Raw genomic sequence first — 20,201 nt, forward strand, 5'->3', positions numbered from 1 at the left:
CTTTTTCGAGGGAAGGTCGGGGTGTGTCAGTCTGTGGTGAATCTGGGACAGCGATCAGGGAACAGGGACGGCGCGAACAGGACATGGCTGACAGAACGCCACAAGCCGACGGCAGTGCGACGGGCGGTGACAGCGCCGGGGACGGCGACGTCATCAGGACCTTCCCCTTCCCCGCCGAGCTGGCCGTCGGCGGTGTCGGCATGCAGATCGGACCGATGGGGACCGGTCGCACCTGGCACGCCGACGCCCCCCTCGACCGCGTCCACCGCATCGACTTCCACGTCGTCATGCTCTTCACCGACGGGCCGGTGCGGCACATGGTCGACTTCGCCGAGTACGAGGCGGACGCCGGCGACCTGCTGTGGATCCGCCCCGGACAGGTCCACCGCTTCTCCCGGGAGAGCGTGTACCGCGGAACGGTCCTCACCATGCAGCCCGGCTTCCTGCCCCGCGCCACCGTCGAGGCCACCGGCCTGTACCGCTACGACCTCCCGCCGCTGCTGCACCCCGACCCCGCCCAGCTCACCGCGCTCCAGGCGGCCCTCGGCCAGCTGTGCCGCGAGTACGAGGACACCAGCACGCTCCCGCTCAGCCTGCACACGGCCGTGCTGCGGCACACCCTGACCGCGTTCCTGCTGCGCCTCGCCCATCTCGCGGCCAGCTCCCCGGAGGCCTCGCGGCAGCACCCCGACAGCACCTTCACCCGGTTCCGCGACGCCGTCGAGCAGGACTTCGCGGTCAACCACAGCGTCAGCGCCTACGCCGACGCCCTCGGCTACTCCCGTCGCACCCTGGTCCGCGCGGTCCGCGCCGCCACCGGCGAGACCCCCAAGGGCTTCATCGACAAGCGCGTCGTCCTGGAGGCCAAGCGCCTGCTCGCCCACACGGACCTGCCGATCGGCCGCGTCGGAGCGGCCGTCGGCTTCCCCGACGCGGCCAACTTCTCCAAGTACTTCCACCTGCACACCGGACAGACCCCGGTGGCATTCCGCGCGGAACTGCGCTGAGACGCCCGGCGAGGGGCACGCCGAAGGCCGGCCGCGATCGCGCGGCCGGCCCTCGGTGCCGGATCGTCAGTGGCCTCGTCAGTGGCCTCGTCAGTGGCCGAAGTCGAACCAGTTGACGTTCACGAAGTCGGACGGCTGGCCGCTGGAGAAGGTCAGGTACACATCGTGGGTGCCGGTCACCGCGCCGATGTTGGCCGGGACCGTCCGCCAGGACTGCCAGCCGCCCGTGTTGGCGACGGCGAAGCTGCCGACCGGGGTGCTGGTGGCGCTGTCCAGGCGCACCTGGACCAGGCCGCTGACCCCGGACGCGGCACCGCTGGCGACCCGCGCGTAGAACTGGGTGGCCGCCGTGGAGCCGAATTTCACGCCCTTGTACAGCGCCCAGTCACCGTTCGAGACGTAGGCGACGTCCTGGCCGCCGCCGGTGTCGGTCGTGGTCTCGGTGCCGAGGCCGGACTGGCCGTCGTACGACTCGGCCTGGATGGGGCTGTAGGCGTCCCGGCCGCCGGAGGGCGGGGGAGTGGTGCCGCCGCTCCCGCCGGACGACAGCACCTGCACATAGTCCACGACCATCGGGTGGCCGGATTCCGTCGCGCCGGTCGGGCCACCGCCGAACGCCCCCGGGAAGCCGCCGCCCATCGCCACGTTCAGGATGACGAAGAAGCCGTGGTTCGTGGCGTTGGCCCAGGTGGTCGCGTCCATCTGGGCCGCGGTGACGGTCTGGTAGTTCACCCCGTCGACGTAGAAGCGGATCGCCTCGGGGCTCACCGATCGGTCCCACTCCATGGTGTACGTGTGGAATCCCGACTGGCAGGTGCTGCCCGGACAGGCGGTGGAATTGCCCAGTCCGGACGTCTCGTTGCACGGGCCGCCCGGGTTGGTGCCGCAGTGCATGGTGGCCCAGGTCTTGTTCAGGCCCTGGACGTTCTCCATGATGTCCAGCTCGCCGACGCTCGGCCAGTTCTGGTAGTTGCCCCGGAACGGCGCGCCCAGCATCCAGAAGGCGGGCCAGTAGCCGGCGGCCGCGTCACCGGTCACGTTCGGCATCTGGATGCGGGCCTCGACCCGCAGCTTGCCGCCCGCCGGGGGCTGGAAGTCGGTGCGGGTGGTCTCGATCCGGCCGGAGGTCCAGTTGCCGGAGGCGTCCCGGCGCGGGGTGATGAGCAGGTTGCCGTTGCCGTCCAGGGAGACGTTGCTGGTGCTGGAGGTCATCGACTCGACCTCGCCGGTGCCCCAGTTGCCGGCTCCGCCCGGGTACGACGTCCCGGTGTCGTACTGCCAGTTGGAGGTGTTGACGCCGGAGCCGGCCGCGCCGTTGAAGTCGTCCAGGAAGACCTGGTTCCAGCCGGACGGGGGCGCGGGGGCGGAGGCGTCGGCGGGTGCGGTGGCGGCCGTCGCGGCGGCCGCGGCCAGGCCGAGCGTCGCGACGACGGCGAGGAGCGTGCGCCGCAGCGGGCGGGGTCTGGGTGTGCCGGAGGATGCGCTCATGGGGGAGGCCTCTCGGGTACGGGGGACTGTGCGGGGGGTTGCTGAGAGCGCTCCCGGCATTTCCCTGAGAGCGCTCTCACGGTGCCGCCAATGTGCTCCCCGGGCCCCCGGCCGTCAAGCCTTGAAGCAACCAAACTCCGTACGAGCCACGGAAGTTCACCGGATGAAGCCACCCGTACCCGCGCAGACCGCGCCGCCTGCCCGGCAGTTGGCGCCGAGCCCGCTCCGAGCCCCCTGCTACGGTGGCCGGATGGCATCGGTCAAGCAGTTCCAGGTCACCTTCGACTGCGCCGAACCCGAGCGCGTCGCCCGCTTCTGGTGCGAGGTGCTGGGGTACGTCGCCCCGCCGGTCCCGGACGGGTTCGCGACCTGGGACGACTACAACCGTTCCCTGCCGCCCGAGCAGCAGGGTGCCTGGTTCGCGTGCAGTGACCCCACCGGCGTGGGTCCGCGGCTGTTCTTCCAGCGCGTGCCCGAGGGCAAGGTCGTCAAGAACCGGGTGCATCTCGATGTGCGCGCCGGCACCGGGCTCGTGGGCGCGGAGCGCCTCGCCACGCTCGAGGCCGAGTGCGCCCGGCTGGTCGCGCTCGGCGCCACCCGCGTGCGCCTGCTGCCCGCCGACGAGGAGAACGAGTCGTGCATCGTGATGCAGGACGTCGAGGGCAACGAGTTCTGCCTCGACTGAGCGCCCCGCCGAGCCGGGCCGGTGATCCGAGCGTGGAATGATCGGAAACGGCGGGTAGCGTTCCCGGGGACTCGGGAAGGGTGCTGAGGTGAGGCTGACAATTCTGGGAGGCGGCGGATTCCGGGTGCCGCTGGTGTACGGCGCGCTGCTCACCGACCGCGGCGAGGGCCGGATCACCGAGGTCGTCCTGCACGACCTGGACGACCGCCGGCTGTACGCGGTGAGCCGGGTGCTGGACGAACAGGCCGCCGGCCTCCCTGACGCCCCGCGGGTGACCGCCACCACCGATCTCGACGAGGCCCTCGCCGGCGCCGACTTCGTCTTCTCCGCGATCCGCGTCGGCGGCCTGGAGGGCAGGGCGAACGACGAGCGGGTCGCGCTCGCGCACGGCGTCCTCGGCCAGGAGACCGTGGGCGCCGGCGGCATCGCCTACGGCCTGCGCACCGTACCCGTCGCCGTCGACATCGCCCGGCGCGTGGCCCGGCTCGCCCCCGACGCCTGGGTCATCAACTTCACCAACCCGTCCGGCCTGGTCACCGAGGCCATGTCCCGCTACCTCGGCGACCGGGTCATCGGCATCTGCGACTCGCCGGTCGGCCTCGGCCGCCGTATCGCCCGGGTGCTCGGCGCCGACCCGGCGGCGGCCTATGTCGACTACGTCGGCCTCAACCACCTCGGCTGGGTCCGCGGGCTGCGTGTCGCCGGCCGTGACGAGCTGCCGCGTCTGCTCGCCGACCCGGCACTGCTCGGCTCCTTCGAGGAGGGCAGGCTCTTCGGCGCCGACTGGCTCCAGTCGCTCGGCGCGATCCCCAACGAGTACTTGCACTACTACTACTTCACCCGGGACACCGTCCGCGCCTACCAGGAGGCCGAGCAGACCCGCGGTGCCTTCCTGCACCACCAGCAGGCCCGCTTCTACACCGAGGCCGGCACCCCCGGCGGCTCCGCGCTGCGCGCCTGGGACCGCACCCGCGCCGAGCGCGAGGCGACCTACATGGCCGAGAACCGGGAGAGCGCCGGGGCCGGCGAGCGCGAGGCGGACGACCTCTCCGGCGGCTACGAGAAGGTCGCCCTCGCCCTGATGCGGGCCATCGCCCGGAACGAACGCGCCACCCTGATCCTCAACGTGCGCAACCGCTCCACCCTGGCCGCCCTCGACGCCGACGCGGTCATCGAAGTGCCCTGCCTGGTCGACGCGAGCGGTGCCCAGCCGCTCGCCGCCGCACCGCTGCCCGGCCACGCCACCGGGCTGGTGTGCGCGGTCAAGGCCGTCGAGCGCGAGGTGCTCGCCGCCGCCGAGTCCGGTTCCCGGGCCACCGCCGTCAAGGCGTTCGCACTGCATCCGCTGGTGGACTCCGTCACCGTCGCCCGCAGGCTGGTGGAGGACTACATCGAGGTCCATCCTGGACTCGCCTACCTCAAGTAAGAGCCTCCGCTCCCTCACGTAAGAGCCCCGCCGGCAGACACCCCGCTCCGATACGCGCCCCCTCACCCCGGGCGCCCCTCGGACACAGGCATGATGTAAGCGCTTTCTGTCCCGCCTCCCCGCCTCCGTTTCCCCTGGAGACCTCATGCACGACGAACGCCCCCGGATCGAAGGGCGCGTGGAACGCCTGCACACCCAGCGCATCAAGCCCGCGATCCACGCCGCCACCGTCCCCCTGGAGGTCCAGGCCTGGCAGGCGCCGGGCGAGCCGGTGCCGTTCGCCGAGGCCGCGGCCGCCGGGTACCGGCCGTTCGCCATGGGCACCCCGTGGGGACCGCCCTGGGGCACGACCTGGTTCCGGATGCGCGGCCGGGTCCCCGCCGACTGGGCCGGTCTGCGCGTCGAGGCGGTCATCGACCTCGGGTTCACCACCGACTGGCCCGGCAACCAGGCCGAGGCCCTGGTGCACCGCGCCGACGGCACCCCGCTGAAGGCGGTCAACCCGCTCAACCAGTACGTGCCGGTGGCGCGTCCGGCGGTGGGCGGGGAGACGGTCGACTACCTGGTGGAGGCCGCGTCCAACCCGGACATCCTGGCCGACGGCTTCGCCCGCCCGACCCCGCTCGGCGACATCCGGACGGCCGGCGACCGGCCCCTGTACACCTTCCGCCGCGCCGACCTGGCCGTGCTCGACGAGCAGGTGTTCCATCTCGACCTGGACCTCCAGGTGCTGCGCGAACTGATGCGGGAGCTGGGCGAGCACGACCCGCGCCGGCACGAGATCATGCACGCCCTGGACCGGGCCATGGACCTGCTCGACCTGGACGACGTCTCCGGCTCCGCAGCCGCCGTACGCGAGGCCCTGCGCCCGGCGCTGGCCCGGCCCGCCCACGCCAGCGCGCACATCCTGTCCGGCGTCGGCCACGCGCACATCGACTCCGCCTGGCTGTGGCCGGTCCGGGAGACCAAGCGCAAGACCGCCCGGACCTTCGCCAACGTCACCGCCCTGGCCGACGAGTACGAGGACTTCGTCTTCGCCTGCTCCCAGGCCCAGCAGTACGCCTGGGTGCGGGACACCTGCCCGCCGGTGTGGGAGCGGATCAAGAAGGCGGTGGCCAGGGGCCAGTGGGCACCGGTCGGCGGCATGTGGGTGGAGGCCGACGGCAATCTGCCCGGCGGTGAGGCGCTCGCCCGCCAGTTCGTGCACGGCAAACGGTTCTTCATCGAGCACTTCGGCATCGAGACCAAGGGCGTGTGGCTGCCGGACTCCTTCGGCTACAACGCCGCCTACCCGCAGCTCGCCAAGCTCGCCGGCAACGAGTGGTTCCTCACCCAGAAGATCTCCTGGAACCAGACGAACCGCTTCCCGCACCACACCTTCTGGTGGGAGGGGATCGACGGCACCCGGATCTTCACCCACTTCCCGCCCATCGACACCTACAACGCCCGCTTCAGCGGCGAGGAGATGTCCCGGGCCGTGCGCAACTACGCCGAGAAGGGCGGCGCCACCCGCTCCCTCGCCCCCTTCGGCTGGGGCGACGGCGGCGGCGGACCCACCCGGGAGATCATGGAACGGGCCCGGCGGCTGCGCGACCTGGAAGGCTCGCCCAGGGTCGAGATCGAGCACCCCGACGCCTTCTTCGCCAAGGCCCGCGCCGAGTACCCGAACGCGCCGGTCTGGGCCGGCGAGCTGTACCTGGAGCTGCACCGCGCCACCTACACCACCCAGGCCCGCACCAAGCAGGGCAACCGGCGCTGCGAACACCTGCTGCGCGAGACCGAGTTGTGGGCCACCACGGCCGCCCTGCACGCCCCCGGCTACAGCTACCCCCACGAGCGGCTGGACCGGCTGTGGAAGACGGTCCTGCTGCACCAGTTCCACGACATCCTGCCGGGCTCCTCCATCGCCTGGGTGCACCGGGAGGCGGAGGCCGAGTACGCCCGGGTGGCCGCGGAGCTCGAGACGCTGACGGCCGAGGCGATCGCCGCCCTCGGCCCCGGCGCCCCGCACGTCTTCAACACGAGCCCCCGGGACCGCGCCGAGGTGATCCGTACGGCCGACGGCGCACCGGTGTACGTACGGGTGCCCGCGAACGGCTCCGCGCCCCTCACCGCCGCCGAGCCCCCGCACCCGGTGACGGTGCGCGGGAACGTCCTCGACAACGGGATCGTCCGGGTGCGGGTGGCGGCCGACGGCACCCTGTCGTCCGTGTACGACCTGCGGGCCGGCCGCGAGGTCCTGGCGGGCCCCGGCAACCTCCTGCGCCTGCACACCGATCTGCCCAACCACTGGGACGCCTGGGACATCGACCAGCACTACCGCAACCGCTACACCGACCTGCTGGAGACGGAGCCGGTCACCGTCGTCGAGGACACCCCGCTGGTGGGCGCCGTCCGGGTCGTCCGCGCCTTCGGCAAGGGCTCCCGGATCACCCAGACGATCACCGTCCGGGCGGGCAGCGCGCGCATCGACTTCGAGACGGACATCGACTGGCACGAGACCGAGAAGATCCTCAAGGCCGGTTTCCCGGTGGACGTCCGGGCCGCGCACTCCAGCGCCGAGATCCAGTTCGGGCATGTCCAGCGCCCCACCCACACCAACACCAGCTGGGAGGCGGCGCGCTTCGAGGTCCCCTGCCACCGCTGGGTGCACATCGCCGAGCCCGGCTACGGCGTCGCCGTCGTCAACGACTCCACCTACGGCCACGACGTCACCCGCACCGTCCGCGAGGACGGGGGTACGACCACCACGGTCCGGCTCAGCCTGGTCCGTGCCCCGCGCATCCCCGACCCCGAGGCCGACCAGGGCCGGCACCGCCTCAGCTACGCGCTGCTGCCCGGCGCGAGCATCGAGGACGCGGTCGCCGAGGGCTACGCCCTCAACCTCCCGCTGCGCACGGCGGACGCTACGGGCGCGCCCGCACCCGTCGTCTCCGTCGTGGGGGAGGGCGTGACCGTGGAGGCGGTCAAGCTCGCCGACGACGGCTCCGGGGACGTGGTGGTCCGGCTCTACGAGTCCCGGGGCGGCCGCGCGAGCGGAGTGCTGCACACCGGGTTCCCGCTGGCCGGGGCCGAGACCACCGACCTGCTGGAACGGCCGCTCGGCCCGGCACCATCCGACGGGAACGCCGTACCGGTGACCCTGCGCCCGTTCGAGGTGCGGACGCTGCGGCTGGCCGTGGCCCGCTGACCCGGCCGGCCGCCGTCATTCCCGCTGCCCGGCCGGGGGTCTAGAGCGGCAGCGCCTGGGCCGCCGCTCCGGCCGGCTGCGCGGGCAGCGCGACGGGGGCCGCCGGTACCGCCGGGCCGGCCTCCTCGGTCCGCTGCCGCGGCAGCGGCGTGGGCAGCAGCGGGCGCGGTCCCGACACCACCGTGTAGTCCGCACCGAGGAACGGCGGTTCGACCGGACCGGGGTCCTCGCCCAGCGCCAGCTGCACCGCGGCCCAGGGCGCGTTCACCCCGCAGAGCGACAGCTGGTGCAGGCCGCCGGCGGCCCGGGTGTTGACGTCGAGCAGCACCGGGCGGTCACCGAACATCCGGAACTGGATGTTGGACAGGTAGTGCAGCCCGAAGCCCTCCGCGATCGTCCGGGCCGGCTCCAGCCACCGCTCGTCCAGGGTGAAGCCCCGGCGGCGGCCGTTCTTGGTACGGCCGATCGCCATCCGCACCCGGTTGTCGGGCCCGGTCAGGCAGTCCACGGACACCTCCGGCTGCTCCAGGCGCGGCATCACCAGCCAGTCCACGGGCCCCTCGGCCCGCCGCAGCGCCTCCAGAACCAGGTCCAGCTGCACATACGGCCCCGGGAAGCCGTCGAGGTGGGCGAGCGAGAAGGGCGCGCGGGTGATCACCCGGAAGCCGACCCCGCCCGCACCGGCCGCCGGCTTGAAGCACGCCTTGTGCCCGGCGGCCTCCAACTCCTCCACCGCGACGAGGAGTTGGTCCGCCGACCGGACCCGCCACCACGGCGGCACCGGCACCCCGACCGCGCCGACCGCCTCGTACGCGGTCGCCTTGTCCTCGAACACCGCCACCGCCTGGGGCGTCGGTGCCAGCAGCGCCGTACCCGCCGCCTCGAACTCCGCGCGGTGTGCCACGACCGCGTCCTGGTGCAGGCGCGGCACGAAGACGTCGATGCCACGGCGCGCGCACTGGTCGAGGGCGTACTCGACATAGCCGGCCGGGGACAGGCCCTCCGGCTCCAGGTCGGCGGTGTCGGCGGCGGCCAGCACGGGGGAGTCGGGGTCGCCGTGCGTCGCATGGATCTCCACCGCGCGATCGCTGGGATTTCTCCGCAGCTGATCCATGAAGAAGACGTTCTCCGCGTACGTGCGGTTGAGCCATACGCGTACGCGAGAGAACATACGGGCCGCCTTTCGGGTGTGCGGGCAGGGCTCGGCGGCCCGTGCCCGGGCAGGAGGAAGGAAGGGTCACCAAACAGCCCTTGCAAGAAGGGAAGTGAGGGCTTCGGTGTCGGGGCGATCATACGGCGTGCCGGAGGCCCCGCGTGCAACGCGGGTGTTACGGATTTCCCGGATGCCCCGCACGGCCCGCCGGCGCTCGTCGCACGCCGGCCGCGCGCGCTCGGCACACTGCGCCGGGGAGGTGCGCGGGGCGCTCCGCACGGCGCCGTACGGGCCGGTCCCGTACCCCTCGGCGGGGCGGCACCGCTCGGCGGGGCAGGAAGCTGACAGGCCGCCAGGTGGCCCCTTGTCCCCTGTCCGGATATGTGTTCTTGTGGACTCGGCGTGCTGGTGATCGGAAGGGGCGCGGGGTGGAGTCGACGGCCGGGGCCGGACAGCTGCTGGCCATCAGCGATCTGCACATCTCCTATCCGGAGAACCGGACCCTGGTCGAGGAGATGCACCCCACCAGCGACGAGGACTGGCTGATCGTCGCCGGTGACATCGCGGAGACCGTCGCCGACATCCGCTGGACCCTCAGCACGCTCGCCGGCCGCTTCCGCAAGGTGCTGTGGGCCCCCGGCAACCACGACCTGTGGACCCACCCGAAGGACACCGTCACGCTGCGCGGCGTCGCCCGCTACGAACTCCTGGTCGAGATGTGCCGCGACCTCGGCGTGGTCACCCCGGAGGACCCCTACCCGGTGTGGCACGGCCCCGGCGGCCCGGTCGTCGTCGCCCCGCTCTTCCTGCTGTACGACTACTCCTTCCTGCCCGCCGGCTGCACCACCAAGGAACAGGGCCTGGCCTACGCGGAGAGCACCGGCATCGTGTGCAGCGACGAGTACCTGCTGCACCCCGACCCCTACCCGAGCCGCGAGGCGTGGTGCCGGGCCCGGGTCGCCGAGACCGAGCGCAGGCTCGCCGAGCTGCCCCCGGACATGCCGACCGTGCTGGCGGCCCACTATCCGCTGGACCGGCACCCCACCGAGGTCCTGTGGCACCCCGAGTTCGCCATGTGGTGCGGCACCACGCTGACCGCCGACTGGCACCGCCGGTTCCGGGTCGCGACCATGGTCTACGGCCATCTCCACATCCCCCGCACCACCTGGCACGACGGAGTCCGCTTCCTGGAGGTCTCGGTGGGATACCCCCGTGAATGGCGCAAGCGTCCGGAACCCCCGGGAAGGCTGCGCCGCGTCCTGCCGCTGGAGGTCGAAGCAGGTGATCGAGGAGCTGCTCCCGGAGTCGGTCGTGGCCGTGGAGGCACACCGTGACGACCCGCTGTGGGAGTCCCCGCTCTACCCGCAGGAGGCGCAGCTGGTCGCCCGCGCGGTGGACAAGCGCCGCCGCGAGTTCGCCGCCGTACGGGGCTGCGCCCGCGAGGCCATGGAGAAGCTCGGAGTGCCCGCCCAGCCGGTCCTCAGCGGTGAGCGGGGCGCGCCGCGCTGGCCGGACGGCCTCATCGGCAGCATGACCCACTGCGACGGCTACTGCGCCGCCGCACTGGTCCGCGCCACCGACCTGGCCTCCCTCGGCATCGACGCCGAGCCGCACGGGCCGCTCCCGGACGGCGTCGGCCCCTCCGTGTTCCTGCGCGCCGAGAGCGAGCGGCTCGCCCGGCTCGCCGGCCGGTGGCCCGCCGTGCACTGGGACCGGATCCTGTTCAGCGCCAAGGAGTCCGTCTACAAGGCCTGGTACCCCCTCACCCAGCAGTGGCTCGACTTCTCCGAGGCCGACATCACCCTGCACTCCGGCCCCGGCGGCGAGTCCAGCGGCACGCTGCGCGCGGAACTCCTCGTCCCCGGTCCGCTGGTCGGCGGACGGCGTCTTCAGACCTTCGAGGGCCGGTGGGCGGTGCGGGGCGAGGTGGTGATGACCACCGTCGTCGTACCGCACTCCTGACGCGGTGCCCGGGGGTCAGACGGGCGGGCACCAGGCGCGCAGCAGGCGGAAGAACTCCTCCTCGGTGCCCGTGAGGCCCGCCCGGGCGAGGGCCCTGTCCGCCTCGGCGAGCACCGCAGGCGGCACGACGACGGGCCCCTCGCTCCCCGGTGGCCCGTCGAGGGCGGCGCGCACCGTGTGCAGCAGCCGCAGATAGGCCTGGACAGCGGTGCGTTCACGGTCGGTCAGTACGACGGTCGGCATCGGTCGGCTCTCCCCGAGTGGACGTCATGGTCACGCGCCCTGCTGGCGCCGCGCGCCGTGTCGTACGGCGCACAGGTCCAGCTTGCCGCCCGCCACTGACAACGCCGCCCGGGCCCACGCCGGTTCGCCCGCTCAGCGGAGGTGAAAACGCGCCGGGAGCGCGAGGACGAGGTCGAGGTCGGTCTTCCGCCCCCGGCTCACGCCTCGGGCCGCTTGACGCTCTCCAGGAGCATGTCCAGCCACTCGGCGACCTTGTCCCGGTGCTGGTCGGTGGGCAACTGCGCGGCCCGCCAGGCGATTCCGCGCACCCCGTGGTCCTGGAGCAGCCGCTCCAGCGGGTCCTCGGCGGTCACGGCGGCGGCCCGCTCGCGGTCGGCGAGCTTCTGGAGCAGTTCCTGCTCGGTGCGCTGGAGCGCGCCCGCCAGCGCCTCGGGGTCCTCCGCGGTGAGGAAGCCGGCGTGCACCCGGAAGAAGCGCTGGAGCGCGTCGCAGTGCTCCATGGTGGGCCGCCGGTCGCCGTTGATGAGGGCCCCGGCCTGCTGCCGGGACATGCCCGCGCCGTCGGCGATCTCCTGCTGGGTGTACTTGCGGCCGTTGGGCTTCATGCGGGTACGGCGCAGCAGGTCCAGGCGTTGCAGGAAGCGGGACTGGACATCCGGTTCGCCCGCCGGCCGGCCGCTGAGCAGAGCCTTGACCACCGGCTCCGGCACCCCGCAGGCGAGGGAGAGCCGGCCGGTGTCGAAGACCTCGGCCTGCGGCACGCCGAGCCGGTCGGCGAGGGCGGTGACGCGGGCGACGACGGCCGGCAGCTGAGCGGTCGCCGCGGCGCCCGGATCCTCGTAGCCATCGGTCACCGACAGAACTCCTACGTTTCTCGAGGGCTTCGGACGCGTGCGTGTTCTTTGCAAGCGCTCGCCGTGAACTTCCCGGAGAGTAGCCGGTGCCGAGAACCCGCATCCAGGTCTCGCCACAACTGTGGCGAATTTCAGCCGTCAACCGGCATGAAATGCCACGATAGTTGACATGGATCGCGGCGGGGCAGCAGGATCGCATCGCCGCGTGAAGGCCGCAGAGGCAAGAGGGGTGACCTCCCGATGGCACATCAGGCAGGAGGGCAGCGGCCGGTACCGCGGCCCGTCCCCGAGACCTCCGACACCTTCGGGACCCAGGCGTACCTGAGGGACTACGCCCTGCTGCTGGACTCTTTGCCGTTCCCGTCGCTGGTCGTCGACCACCGCTGGAACGTCGCACTGGCCAACGGCGCCTTCGGGACGCTCTTCCACGGCGTGCGCCCGCATCCGACGGCCATGCCGACGGAGAACTTCCTGCGGTTCGTGCTCTTCCACCCGGACGCGGCGGACGTCCTCGGCGAGCACGAGTCCGGCTGGTGTCTGCCGATGCTGGCCCACCTCAAGTCGGCCCTGGACAGCCACGGCCACGACCACGAACTCCAGTCGGTCCGCCGCGACATCGCCGAGGACCCGATCATGGAGGCCGCCTACCGGCAGGGGCTGCCGCACTGGATCCGGGCCGTCGGCGAGTCCGGCACCCGGCTCGACGGTGCCGTACGGCTGCTGCTCCACCCGGACCCGCGCCGGGGCCCCACCGAGTGCCGCATCGTGGAGGAGACCCCGCAGACCCTGCGGGAGCTGGGCCACCGGCGGCTGACGATGGTCCTGCGCGACCCGCGCCGGACCGCCGCGCCGGTGCGCCGCCCGCGCCGGCCACGGGGCGGCGCCGCGCACCTGGCGGTCGTACCCACCGCCCAGGACTGAGCCGCACCGGCACCTTCACCGCGCCACGCGGACCCGCGCCGAGATTTCACATGAGCGCCACCACCCCCTTCCCTGACGTTTGTTGCTCTTGGAACACTCGCTCCGCGCAGAATCCGTCATGCGCCCGTCGTGCGACGGGCACACGACGGCGTGCGGCACCACCGACGTCAGGACGAGAGGACCCTCACTCATGCCCGAAGTCAACCGGCGGCGTTTCCTCCAGATAGCGGGGGCGACCGGCGCCTTCACGGCGCTGTCCGGCAGCATCCAGCGCGCGGCCGCGCTGCCCGCCCACTACCGCACCGGGACGCTCGAAGACGTCGAGCACATCGTCGTCCTGATGCAGGAGAACCGTTCCTTCGACCACTACTTCGGCTCGCTCAACGGGGTCCGGGGCTTCGGCGACCCGCGTGCGGTGACACAGAACGGCCGCTCCGTCTGGCAGCAGTCCGACGGCACGAAGGACATCCTGCCCTTCCACCCGGACGCCGACGACCTGGGCCTCGCCTTCATCCAGGACCTGCCGCACGGCTGGAACGACACCCACGCAGCCTTCGACAACGGCACGTACGACAAGTGGGTGCCGGCCAAGTCGACGACGACGATGGCCTACCTGACCCGGAACGACATCCCGTTCCACTACGCGCTCGCGGACGCCTTCACCATCTGCGACGCCTACCACTGCTCCTTCATGGGCTCCACCGACCCCAACCGCTACTACCTCTGGTCGGGCTACGTCGGCAACGACGGCACGGGCGGCGGTCCGGTCCTCGGCAACGACGAGAAGGGGTACGGCTGGACGACGTACCCCGAGCGGCTGGAGCGGGCGGGCGTCTCCTGGAAGATCTACCAGGACATCGGCGACGGCCTCGACGCGAACGGCGGCTGGGGCTGGATCCAGGACGCCTACCGCGGCAACTACGGCGACAACTCGCTGCTCTACTTCAACCAGTACCGGGACGCGAAGCCCGGCGACCCGCTGTACGACAAGGCCCGCACCGGCACCGACGCCGCCAAGGGCGAGGGCTTCTTCGACCGGCTGAAGGCGGACGTGACGGCCGGCACGCTGCCGCAGGTCTCCTGGATCGTCGCCCCCGAGGCCTTCACCGAGCACCCCAACTGGCCCGCCAACTACGGCGCCTGGTACGTCTCCCAGGTCCTGGACGCGCTGACCGCCAACCCCGAGGTGTGGGGCAAGACCGCGCTGTTCCTCACCTACGACGAGAACGACGGCTTCTTCGACCACGTCCTGCCGCCGTTCCCGCCGGCCTCCGCCGCGCGGGGCAAGTCGACGGTGGACGTCTCCCTCGACCTGTTCAAGGGGGACGCGAGCCATGTCGCCGGCCCCTACGGCCTCGGCCAGCGCGTGCCCATGCTGGTCGTCTCGCCGTGGAGCAAGGGCGGTTACGTCTGCTCCGAGACCCTGGACCACACCTCGGTCATCCGGTTCATCGAGCGCCGCTTCGGGGTGCACGAGCCGAACATCTCGCCCTGGCGGCGGGCCATCTGCGGCGACCTGACCAGCGCCTTCGACTTCTCCCGCAAGGACACCCGGCCGGCCCTGCTGCCGTCCACGGCCGGCTACGCGCCGCCGGACCGCGACCGCCACCCCGACTACGTGCCCAAGCCGCCCGCCCACCCCTCGCTGCCCCGGCAGGAGCGCGGCAGCCGCCCCACCCGCCCGCTGAAGTACGCCCCGCTGGTGGACGGTGCGGCGGACACCGGGGCCGGGACGTTCACGCTCACCTTCGCCTCCGGGGCGGAGGCGGGCGCGGCCTTCCTCGTCACCTCGGGCAACCGCACCGACGGCCCCTGGACCTACACCACCGAGGCCGGCAAGACCCTCTCCGACACCTGGAACTCGGCCTGGTCCGGCGGCTCCTACGACCTCGCGGTGCACGGCCCCAACGGCTTCCTGCGCCTGTTCAAGGGCCGGAACAAGGTCGCGGGCCCGGAGGTCACCGCCCGGCACAGCGGTGACGACCTGGAACTCACCTTCACCAACCGGACGTCCGGGACGGTGCGGCTGAAGGTGGCCGACGGCTACGGCGGCCCGTCCTGCACGGTGTCCGTGCGCTCCGGCGCCACCGTGCGGCACACCGTCGACCTCACGGCGAGCCGGCGCTGGTACGACCTGACCGTCACCTCGGAGGCCGACCCCGGCTATCTGCGCGGCTTCGCCGGCCATGTCGAGAACGGGCTGCCCGGCGTCAGCGACCCGGCCATCGCCACCCGGTGAACGGGCGGTGAACAGGGCTCCGTGCGGACTGGTCAGGTACCGGTCAGGGCAGGGTAGTGTGCCCCGGTGACCACGCAATCGAACACCCCCGCAGGCTGGTATCCCGATCCGCACGGGGCTCCGCAGACGCTTCGCTACTGGGACGGGGCCCAGTGGACCGAGCACACCAACCAGCAGCCGCAGCAGGGCCAGGCGCCGCAGCAGGCCGCCGCTCACATCCCGCAGCAGCAGGCCGCCGACCCCAGGGTGCAGCGTCAGGTGCAGCAGCAGGCCGGGATCGCGGCCGCCGGTCCCGGCGGGGGCACCCTGTTCACCGAGCCCGTGCTGGTGGTGAACCAGAAGGCCAAGCTGATCGAGGTGACCAACGAGTACAAGGTCATGGATCAGCACGGCCGGGAGATCGGCTCGGTCACCGAGGTCGGCCAGGGCGTACTGAAGAAGATCCTGCGCTTCGTCTCCAGCTGGGACCAGTTCATGACCCACAAGCTGGAGATCCGCGACGCCCACGGCCGGCCGCAGCTGCTGCTGACCCGGCCCGCGAAGATCTTCAAGTCCCGGGTCGTGGTGACCCGCCCGGACGGCTCCGAGGTCGGTGAGATCGTCCAGCAGAACATGATCGGAAAGATCAACTTCGCCATGAACGCGGGCGGCCAACAGGTCGGCGCGATCAAGGCGGAGAACTGGCGGGCCTGGAACTTCGCCATCGTGGACCACGCGGACAACGAGGTCGCCCGGATCACCAAGACCTGGGAAGGCCTCGCCAAGACGCTGTTCACCACCGCCGACAACTACGTCCTCCAGATCCACTACCAGCTGCCCGAGCCGCTGCTGAGCCTGGTGGTCGCGACGGCCCTGACCGTCGACACCGCTCTCAAGCAGGACCAGCGCGGCTGGAACTGAGCGGCGCCGCACGGGGGCGGACGGGGAGTACGGCAACGGCGGCCGGTCCACGCGAGACGCGCGCGGACCGGCCGCCGCCGTTGTTCCCGCCGTTGTTCGCCCACCGTGCCGCTCGCGGCACCGTTCACAGTGCCGTGAGGTGTCCCGGCTGCTCCGGCTGGCGCGGCACCAGCGCCGGCTCGGCCGTGGCCGTCTCCGGCTCCAGCGCCAGCACCGCGGCCACCGGGTGGTCGGCGTCGTCGTGGCCGTCGTACATCGCGTCCGTCTCGTCGCCGGGGTACCCGGCCTGCGGCGACACCCGGGTGAGCAGCAGCACGCCCCACGCGGCCAGGCCCGCCCCGGCCAGCGCCAGCAGCACACCGGCGGCGCCGCCCCGCAGGCCCTGCCCGAGCAGGGTGAGCCCGATCACCGCGGCCGCCGTCGGGTTGGTGAGGGTGACCAGGGCCAGCGGGGCGCCGAGGCCGCCGCGGTACGCGGTCTGGGACAGCAGCAGTCCGCCGACCGCGAAGGCGGCGACGAGCACCGCGACCACGATGACCTCGACGCCCAGGACCGGGCCGGACCGGTCGGTGGCCGCCACCGTCACCGTCTGGGTGAGCGCGGAAGCGACCCCGGAGGCGATACCGGAGGCGGTCGCGTGCCGGAGGCCCGGCCGGGCGCCGGGCCGGGACAGCAGCCCGATCAGCGCCGCGGTCGTACCGGCCACCGCCACCGCCTCGGGCAGGCTCAGCACCCGCTCGGGTGCCGGACCCGACGCGGTGACCAGCAGCGCGCCGAGCCCCAGCAGCGTCAGCGCCGTGCCGCGCCACTCCGCCGTGCTGACCCGCCGCCCGGCCGCCCGGGCGCCCAGCGGGACGGCCGCGACCAGGGTGAGCGCGCCCAGCGGCTGGACGACGGTGAGCGGGCCGTACCGGAGAGCCACGACGTGCAGCAGCGCGGCGGCCGCGTTCAGACCGACCGACGACCACCAGGCACCCGTGCCGAGCAGGCGCAGCAGGCCGGTGCCCGCGCTGCGCGAGGCCAGGCGCTCCTGGGCGACGGCGGCGAGGGCGTAGGCGACGGCCGAGACCAGCGACAGCGCGACGGCGATCAGGGCGGGGGCGTTCATCGGCCCGCCCCCACCAGGACCTGGCGGCGCGGGATGTCCTGGCCACGGGTGCCCTGATCACGGCTGTCGTGGCCGGCGGTGCCGGGCGTCCGGCGCGGCGGGCGGATGACGGCGAGGGTGAGACCGAGCATGGCGGTCGCGACGAGCGCGTCCAGCCAGTAGTGGTTGGCCGTGCCCACGATGACCAGCAGGGTGATCAGCGGGTGCAGCAGCCACAGCGGGCGCCAGCGGGACCGGGTGGCCGCGATCAGCCCGATCGCCACCATCAGCGCCCAGCCGAAGTGCAGCGAGGGCATCGCCGCGAACTGGTTGGACAGATGGTCGCTGGACGGCGGGCCGTACACCGAGGGGCCGTAGATCCGGGCGGTGTCGACCAGGCCGGTGCCGGTCAGCATGCGCGGCGGGGCCAGCGGGAACGTGAACGGCAGCACGAGGGCCGCCGTGGTGACGACCGCGAGGACCCGCCGCGCCCATATGTAGTGCAGGGGCCGGCGCAGATAGAGCCAGACCAGGAAGGCGAGCGTGGCCGGGAAGTGGACGGTCGCGTAGTAGGTGTTCGCCAGGCGGACGAGGGTGTCGCCGTGCAGCAGCGCCGACTGTACGGCGGTCTCGTGCGGCAGGTGTACGGCCCGCTCCAGGTCCCAGACGCGGTGGGCGTTGTGGAAGGCGTTCGCGGTGTGGCCGGTCGCCAGCTGGCGGCCGAGCTTGTAGACGAGGAACAGCCCGGCGACGAGCAGGAACTCGCGCAGCAGCGGCGGGCGCGATGTCGCGTCCGGAGCGCTCGGAGCGTCTGGCTCCGCTTCTGCCTCCGCAGGCTCGGTGCGGGCGTTCATCCCCCGGCCCCCTTCGCTGACGTGGTGGTGCGTGACGGTGGTGCGTGGACGGTGTGCCGGTGGTGCGTGGAGCACTCATCGATACGTTGTCGTTCCGATACGCCAGTGTACCGATACGCTTGGGTACCGGTACACTGGCGTATCGATTGATGTGCGACACACTGGAGACATGTTTCGGACGGCGCTCGAGAAGCGCCTGACCGGACTCCGGTGCCGAAGGAGGGCACCGGCCGTACACGAGTGAGGGGAAGCACCGCATGACGTCGCAGGCCGCGGAGGGACCGGAGTCGGTCGTCGCCTCGCGCCGCTCCAAGATCACGCCGGAGCGTGAGCGGGAGTTCTTCGACGCGGTGCTGGAGCAGATACGCGAGTGCGGGTACGAGTCCGTCACCATGGAGGGCGTCGCCGCCAGCACCCGGTGCAGCAAGTCCACGCTCTACCGGCAGTGGAAGACCAAACCCCAGTTCGTCGCGGCCGCCCTGCGGGCCAGCCGCCGGGTCCGGTTCGCCGGGATCGACACCGGCTCGCTCGCCGAGGACCTGCGCCAGGCCGCGCGGGCCGCGGGCGACTGGTCCGGCAAGGACACCAAGCTGCTCCAGGCGCTGGGGCACGCGGTGACGGCGGACAAGGAGCTGGCCGAGGCGCTGCGCGAGGCGCTGGTCCACCCGGAGATCGCCGCGCTGGAGCAGATGCTCGCCCGGGGCGTGGCCCGGGGCGAGGTGCCCGAGGGGCACCCGGCGCTGGAGTTCGTCCCCGCGATGATGTTCGGTGTGCTGCGCGTCCGGCCGGTCCTCAACGGCCAGTACGCCGACGCGGGCTACCTCCTGCGGTTCGTGGAGGCCGCCGTGCTGCCCGCACTCGGGCTGACCTGAGACCCAGGCCGCCGTTCACCGGGATGACCGGACGGTGACCTGCTCGCGCCGCACCGTGGGGACGGGGGCGGCGCGCACCACCGGCCGGGTGGGGTTCCTCCTTGAGCGGAGGGGAGCCCCACCCGGCCGCATCGCGTGGCGGACCCGCCGGGCGCCTCAGACGTTCTGGCCGTCGCCGCCGCCGGACGAGATCCTGATCCCCTTCACGATGGTGTCGATGACGGACACGTCCTGCCCGACGTCCACGCCGAAGCGCACCACGACCATCTGCTTGGCGTCGTTGGGCGAGGGGAAGGCGACCGACTCCACATAGCCGTCGGCGCCCTTGCTGGTGACCGCCTTCCAGCGCACCAGATAGCCCTTCTGCCCGGCCACCGTCACGGCCCGGGACGCGAGCACCTGGTGCGAGGTGATGCTGCCGTAGGTCGTGCCGCCGTACGACTGCTTGGCGTTGGCCGCGATGTCCGCCTTGGCGACCTGTTCCGCGGTCTCGCCCTCGGTGCCCAGCGCCACCGCGGGAGCCGAGTAGGCGCCGCCCGCCGTGCACGTCTGCTTGCCGTTGCCCGGGCAGGTGTAGGAGTCGTCCGAGGTCACCTGGGCGCCGACGCTGATCGTCTGCCCGGTCCAGCCCTTCGGCACCGGCAGGCTGATGCCGTCGACCGGATCCGGCACCGTGCCGCCGCCCTTGATCTTGGGCGCCCCGGACGCCCGCGGCGACGGCGAGGCACCGCCCCCGGACCCACCCGACTCACCGGACCCGTCCGAGCCTCCGGACCCGTCCGAGCCTCCGGACCCGTCCGAGCCGCCCGGCCCGCCGCGCCGGCCCCTGTCCGGGACACCTCCCGGCCCCCGCTGCGCACCGGCCCGGGTGCCGCTGCCGCCGTCGTCCTTGGACAGGGCGTACACGCCGATCCCTATACAGGCCAGGACCGCGGCCGCGGCCGCGACGGCTATGCCCGTCCGCAGTCCCGTCCGGGACCGGACCGCCGGCTGTACGGGATACCCCGGATATCCCGCAGCCCCCGGATACCCCGCGCTCCCCGGATCTCCGGGAGTCCCCGGAGACTCCGGATACACGCCGTACCCCGGGGCGGCCGACGGCTGCGGGCCCGCCGGGGGACCCCAGGGGGCGCCCGTCCCGGCGGGGCGGGTCCGGTCCGTCCAGGCCGTGCCGTCCCACCAGCGCTCGGTGGGCGGACCGTCATTCGTCTGCCCGGGATCGGGGTACCACCCGGGAGGAGTCACCTGCGTCATGCCCCCACCGTATGAGGCAACGGTGAAAGTGTGATGAGAGGATGCGCCGCGGATTGCGCGCGGCCC

Annotated in this window: 17 protein-coding genes; 10 read left to right on the forward strand and 7 right to left on the reverse strand. The window is 72.6% G+C overall.

The window, feature by feature from the left end; translation table 11 throughout:
- The first annotated feature begins 83 nt into the window (after positions 1-83).
- A complete protein-coding gene (locus ACZ5CZ_RS23725; RefSeq protein ID WP_468945730.1) occupies positions 84-1,007 on the forward strand; it encodes a helix-turn-helix domain-containing protein in 924 nt (307 codons plus the stop codon).
- Between the two features lie 90 nt (positions 1,008-1,097).
- Here ACZ5CZ_RS23725 and ACZ5CZ_RS23730 read toward each other — a convergent pair whose 3' ends face one another.
- Entirely contained in the window at positions 1,098-2,495 is a 1,398-nt protein-coding gene (locus ACZ5CZ_RS23730; RefSeq protein WP_468945732.1) for a glycoside hydrolase family 16 protein, read from the reverse strand.
- Between the two features lie 250 nt (positions 2,496-2,745).
- Here ACZ5CZ_RS23730 and ACZ5CZ_RS23735 point away from each other — a divergent pair, with 250 nt between their 5' ends.
- The 3 genes from ACZ5CZ_RS23735 (at position 2,746) to ACZ5CZ_RS23745 (ending at position 7,796) form a co-directional block, all read left to right on the forward strand.
- Positions 2,746-3,180 carry a VOC family protein gene (locus ACZ5CZ_RS23735; RefSeq protein ID WP_385848039.1) on the forward strand — a complete coding sequence of 145 codons (435 nt, stop codon included), beginning with the start codon at positions 2,746-2,748 and terminating at the stop codon, positions 3,178-3,180.
- Positions 3,181-3,268: 88 nt separating this feature from the next.
- Positions 3,269-4,606 carry a 6-phospho-beta-glucosidase gene (locus tag ACZ5CZ_RS23740; protein ID WP_385848037.1) on the forward strand — a complete coding sequence of 446 codons (1,338 nt, stop codon included), beginning with the start codon at positions 3,269-3,271 and terminating at the stop codon, positions 4,604-4,606.
- A 145-nt stretch (positions 4,607-4,751) separates the two neighbouring features.
- On the forward strand, positions 4,752-7,796 hold the full coding sequence (locus ACZ5CZ_RS23745) for an alpha-mannosidase (protein WP_468945736.1): 3,045 nt from the start codon (positions 4,752-4,754) through the stop codon (positions 7,794-7,796).
- A 40-nt stretch (positions 7,797-7,836) separates the two neighbouring features.
- On the opposite strand, the gene ACZ5CZ_RS23750 is transcribed toward ACZ5CZ_RS23745, so the two are convergent.
- Positions 7,837-8,967, reverse strand: a complete 1,131-nt coding sequence (locus ACZ5CZ_RS23750) for an ATP-grasp domain-containing protein (protein WP_468945738.1) — start codon at positions 8,965-8,967, stop codon at positions 7,837-7,839.
- A 410-nt stretch (positions 8,968-9,377) separates the two neighbouring features.
- Here ACZ5CZ_RS23750 and ACZ5CZ_RS23755 point away from each other — a divergent pair, with 410 nt between their 5' ends.
- Both ACZ5CZ_RS23755 and ACZ5CZ_RS23760 read left to right on the forward strand, forming a co-directional pair.
- On the forward strand, positions 9,378-10,283 hold the full coding sequence (locus ACZ5CZ_RS23755) for a metallophosphoesterase family protein (RefSeq protein WP_385848033.1): 906 nt from the start codon (positions 9,378-9,380) through the stop codon (positions 10,281-10,283).
- Positions 10,231-10,911 (forward strand): 4'-phosphopantetheinyl transferase family protein, encoded by a 681-nt coding sequence (locus ACZ5CZ_RS23760; protein WP_468945740.1) that lies wholly within the window; start codon positions 10,231-10,233, stop codon positions 10,909-10,911. Before ACZ5CZ_RS23755 ends, ACZ5CZ_RS23760 begins: the two co-directional genes overlap by 53 nt.
- A gap of 15 nt (positions 10,912-10,926) precedes the next feature.
- Here ACZ5CZ_RS23760 and ACZ5CZ_RS23765 read toward each other — a convergent pair whose 3' ends face one another.
- Positions 10,927-11,154, reverse strand: a complete 228-nt coding sequence (locus ACZ5CZ_RS23765) for a hypothetical protein (protein WP_385848030.1) — start codon at positions 11,152-11,154, stop codon at positions 10,927-10,929.
- Between the two features lie 197 nt (positions 11,155-11,351).
- Positions 11,352-12,008: a helix-turn-helix domain-containing protein gene (locus ACZ5CZ_RS23770; RefSeq protein ID WP_385848029.1), complete on the reverse strand. Its 657-nt coding sequence runs from the start codon at positions 12,006-12,008 to the stop codon at positions 11,352-11,354.
- Between the two features lie 240 nt (positions 12,009-12,248).
- On the opposite strand from ACZ5CZ_RS23770, the gene ACZ5CZ_RS23775 reads away from it, so the two are divergent.
- The 3 genes from ACZ5CZ_RS23775 to ACZ5CZ_RS23785 all read left to right on the forward strand — a co-directional run bounded on the left by ACZ5CZ_RS23775 (position 12,249) and on the right by ACZ5CZ_RS23785 (position 16,068).
- Positions 12,249-12,929, forward strand: coding sequence for an MmyB family transcriptional regulator (locus ACZ5CZ_RS23775; RefSeq protein ID WP_385848027.1), 681 nt, complete (start codon positions 12,249-12,251; stop codon positions 12,927-12,929).
- 190 nt (positions 12,930-13,119) lie between these two features.
- Positions 13,120-15,168: a phosphocholine-specific phospholipase C gene (locus tag ACZ5CZ_RS23780; protein WP_468945744.1), complete on the forward strand. Its 2,049-nt coding sequence runs from the start codon at positions 13,120-13,122 to the stop codon at positions 15,166-15,168.
- 66 nt (positions 15,169-15,234) lie between these two features.
- Positions 15,235-16,068 (forward strand): LURP-one-related family protein, encoded by an 834-nt coding sequence (locus ACZ5CZ_RS23785; protein ID WP_385848024.1) that lies wholly within the window; start codon positions 15,235-15,237, stop codon positions 16,066-16,068.
- Positions 16,069-16,192: 124 nt separating this feature from the next.
- Here the strand turns inward: ACZ5CZ_RS23785 and ACZ5CZ_RS23790 are convergent, their stop codons facing one another.
- Positions 16,193-17,176, reverse strand: coding sequence for a hypothetical protein (locus tag ACZ5CZ_RS23790; RefSeq protein WP_385848022.1), 984 nt, complete (start codon positions 17,174-17,176; stop codon positions 16,193-16,195).
- Positions 17,173-18,009 (reverse strand): phosphatase PAP2 family protein, encoded by an 837-nt coding sequence (locus tag ACZ5CZ_RS23795; protein WP_468945748.1) that lies wholly within the window; start codon positions 18,007-18,009, stop codon positions 17,173-17,175. Before ACZ5CZ_RS23795 ends, ACZ5CZ_RS23790 begins: the two co-directional genes overlap by 4 nt.
- A 257-nt stretch (positions 18,010-18,266) precedes the next feature.
- Between ACZ5CZ_RS23795 and ACZ5CZ_RS23800 the strand changes: the two genes are divergently transcribed.
- The gene (locus ACZ5CZ_RS23800) at positions 18,267-18,881 is read left to right on the forward strand and encodes a TetR/AcrR family transcriptional regulator (protein ID WP_468945750.1); all 615 of its coding nucleotides are present in this window, start codon (positions 18,267-18,269) and stop codon (positions 18,879-18,881) included.
- A 156-nt stretch (positions 18,882-19,037) separates the two neighbouring features.
- On the opposite strand, the gene ACZ5CZ_RS23805 is transcribed toward ACZ5CZ_RS23800, so the two are convergent.
- Positions 19,038-20,135, reverse strand: coding sequence for a DUF2510 domain-containing protein (locus ACZ5CZ_RS23805; protein WP_468945752.1), 1,098 nt, complete (start codon positions 20,133-20,135; stop codon positions 19,038-19,040).
- Between the last annotated feature and the right edge of the window lie 66 nt (positions 20,136-20,201).

It is taken from the genome of Streptomyces sp. NPDC031418, assembly GCF_055581605.1.

Coding starts and splice junctions, on each gene's coding strand:
- ACZ5CZ_RS23795 (WP_468945748.1), bottom strand. CDS start 18,009: ATGAACGCCCGCACCGAGCCTGCGGAGGCAGAAGCGGAGCCAGACGCT.
- ACZ5CZ_RS23765 (WP_385848030.1), bottom strand. CDS start 11,154: ATGCCGACCGTCGTACTGACCGACCGTGAACGCACCGCTGTCCAGGCC.
- ACZ5CZ_RS23775 (WP_385848027.1), top strand. CDS start 12,249: ATGGCACATCAGGCAGGAGGGCAGCGGCCGGTACCGCGGCCCGTCCCC.
- ACZ5CZ_RS23790 (WP_385848022.1), bottom strand. CDS start 17,176: ATGAACGCCCCCGCCCTGATCGCCGTCGCGCTGTCGCTGGTCTCGGCC.
- ACZ5CZ_RS23800 (WP_468945750.1), top strand. CDS start 18,267: ATGACGTCGCAGGCCGCGGAGGGACCGGAGTCGGTCGTCGCCTCGCGC.
- ACZ5CZ_RS23735 (WP_385848039.1), top strand. CDS start 2,746: ATGGCATCGGTCAAGCAGTTCCAGGTCACCTTCGACTGCGCCGAACCC.
- ACZ5CZ_RS23745 (WP_468945736.1), top strand. CDS start 4,752: ATGCACGACGAACGCCCCCGGATCGAAGGGCGCGTGGAACGCCTGCAC.
- ACZ5CZ_RS23725 (WP_468945730.1), top strand. CDS start 84: ATGGCTGACAGAACGCCACAAGCCGACGGCAGTGCGACGGGCGGTGAC.
- ACZ5CZ_RS23750 (WP_468945738.1), bottom strand. CDS start 8,967: ATGTTCTCTCGCGTACGCGTATGGCTCAACCGCACGTACGCGGAGAAC.
- ACZ5CZ_RS23805 (WP_468945752.1), bottom strand. CDS start 20,135: ATGACGCAGGTGACTCCTCCCGGGTGGTACCCCGATCCCGGGCAGACG.
- ACZ5CZ_RS23780 (WP_468945744.1), top strand. CDS start 13,120: ATGCCCGAAGTCAACCGGCGGCGTTTCCTCCAGATAGCGGGGGCGACC.
- ACZ5CZ_RS23730 (WP_468945732.1), bottom strand. CDS start 2,495: ATGAGCGCATCCTCCGGCACACCCAGACCCCGCCCGCTGCGGCGCACG.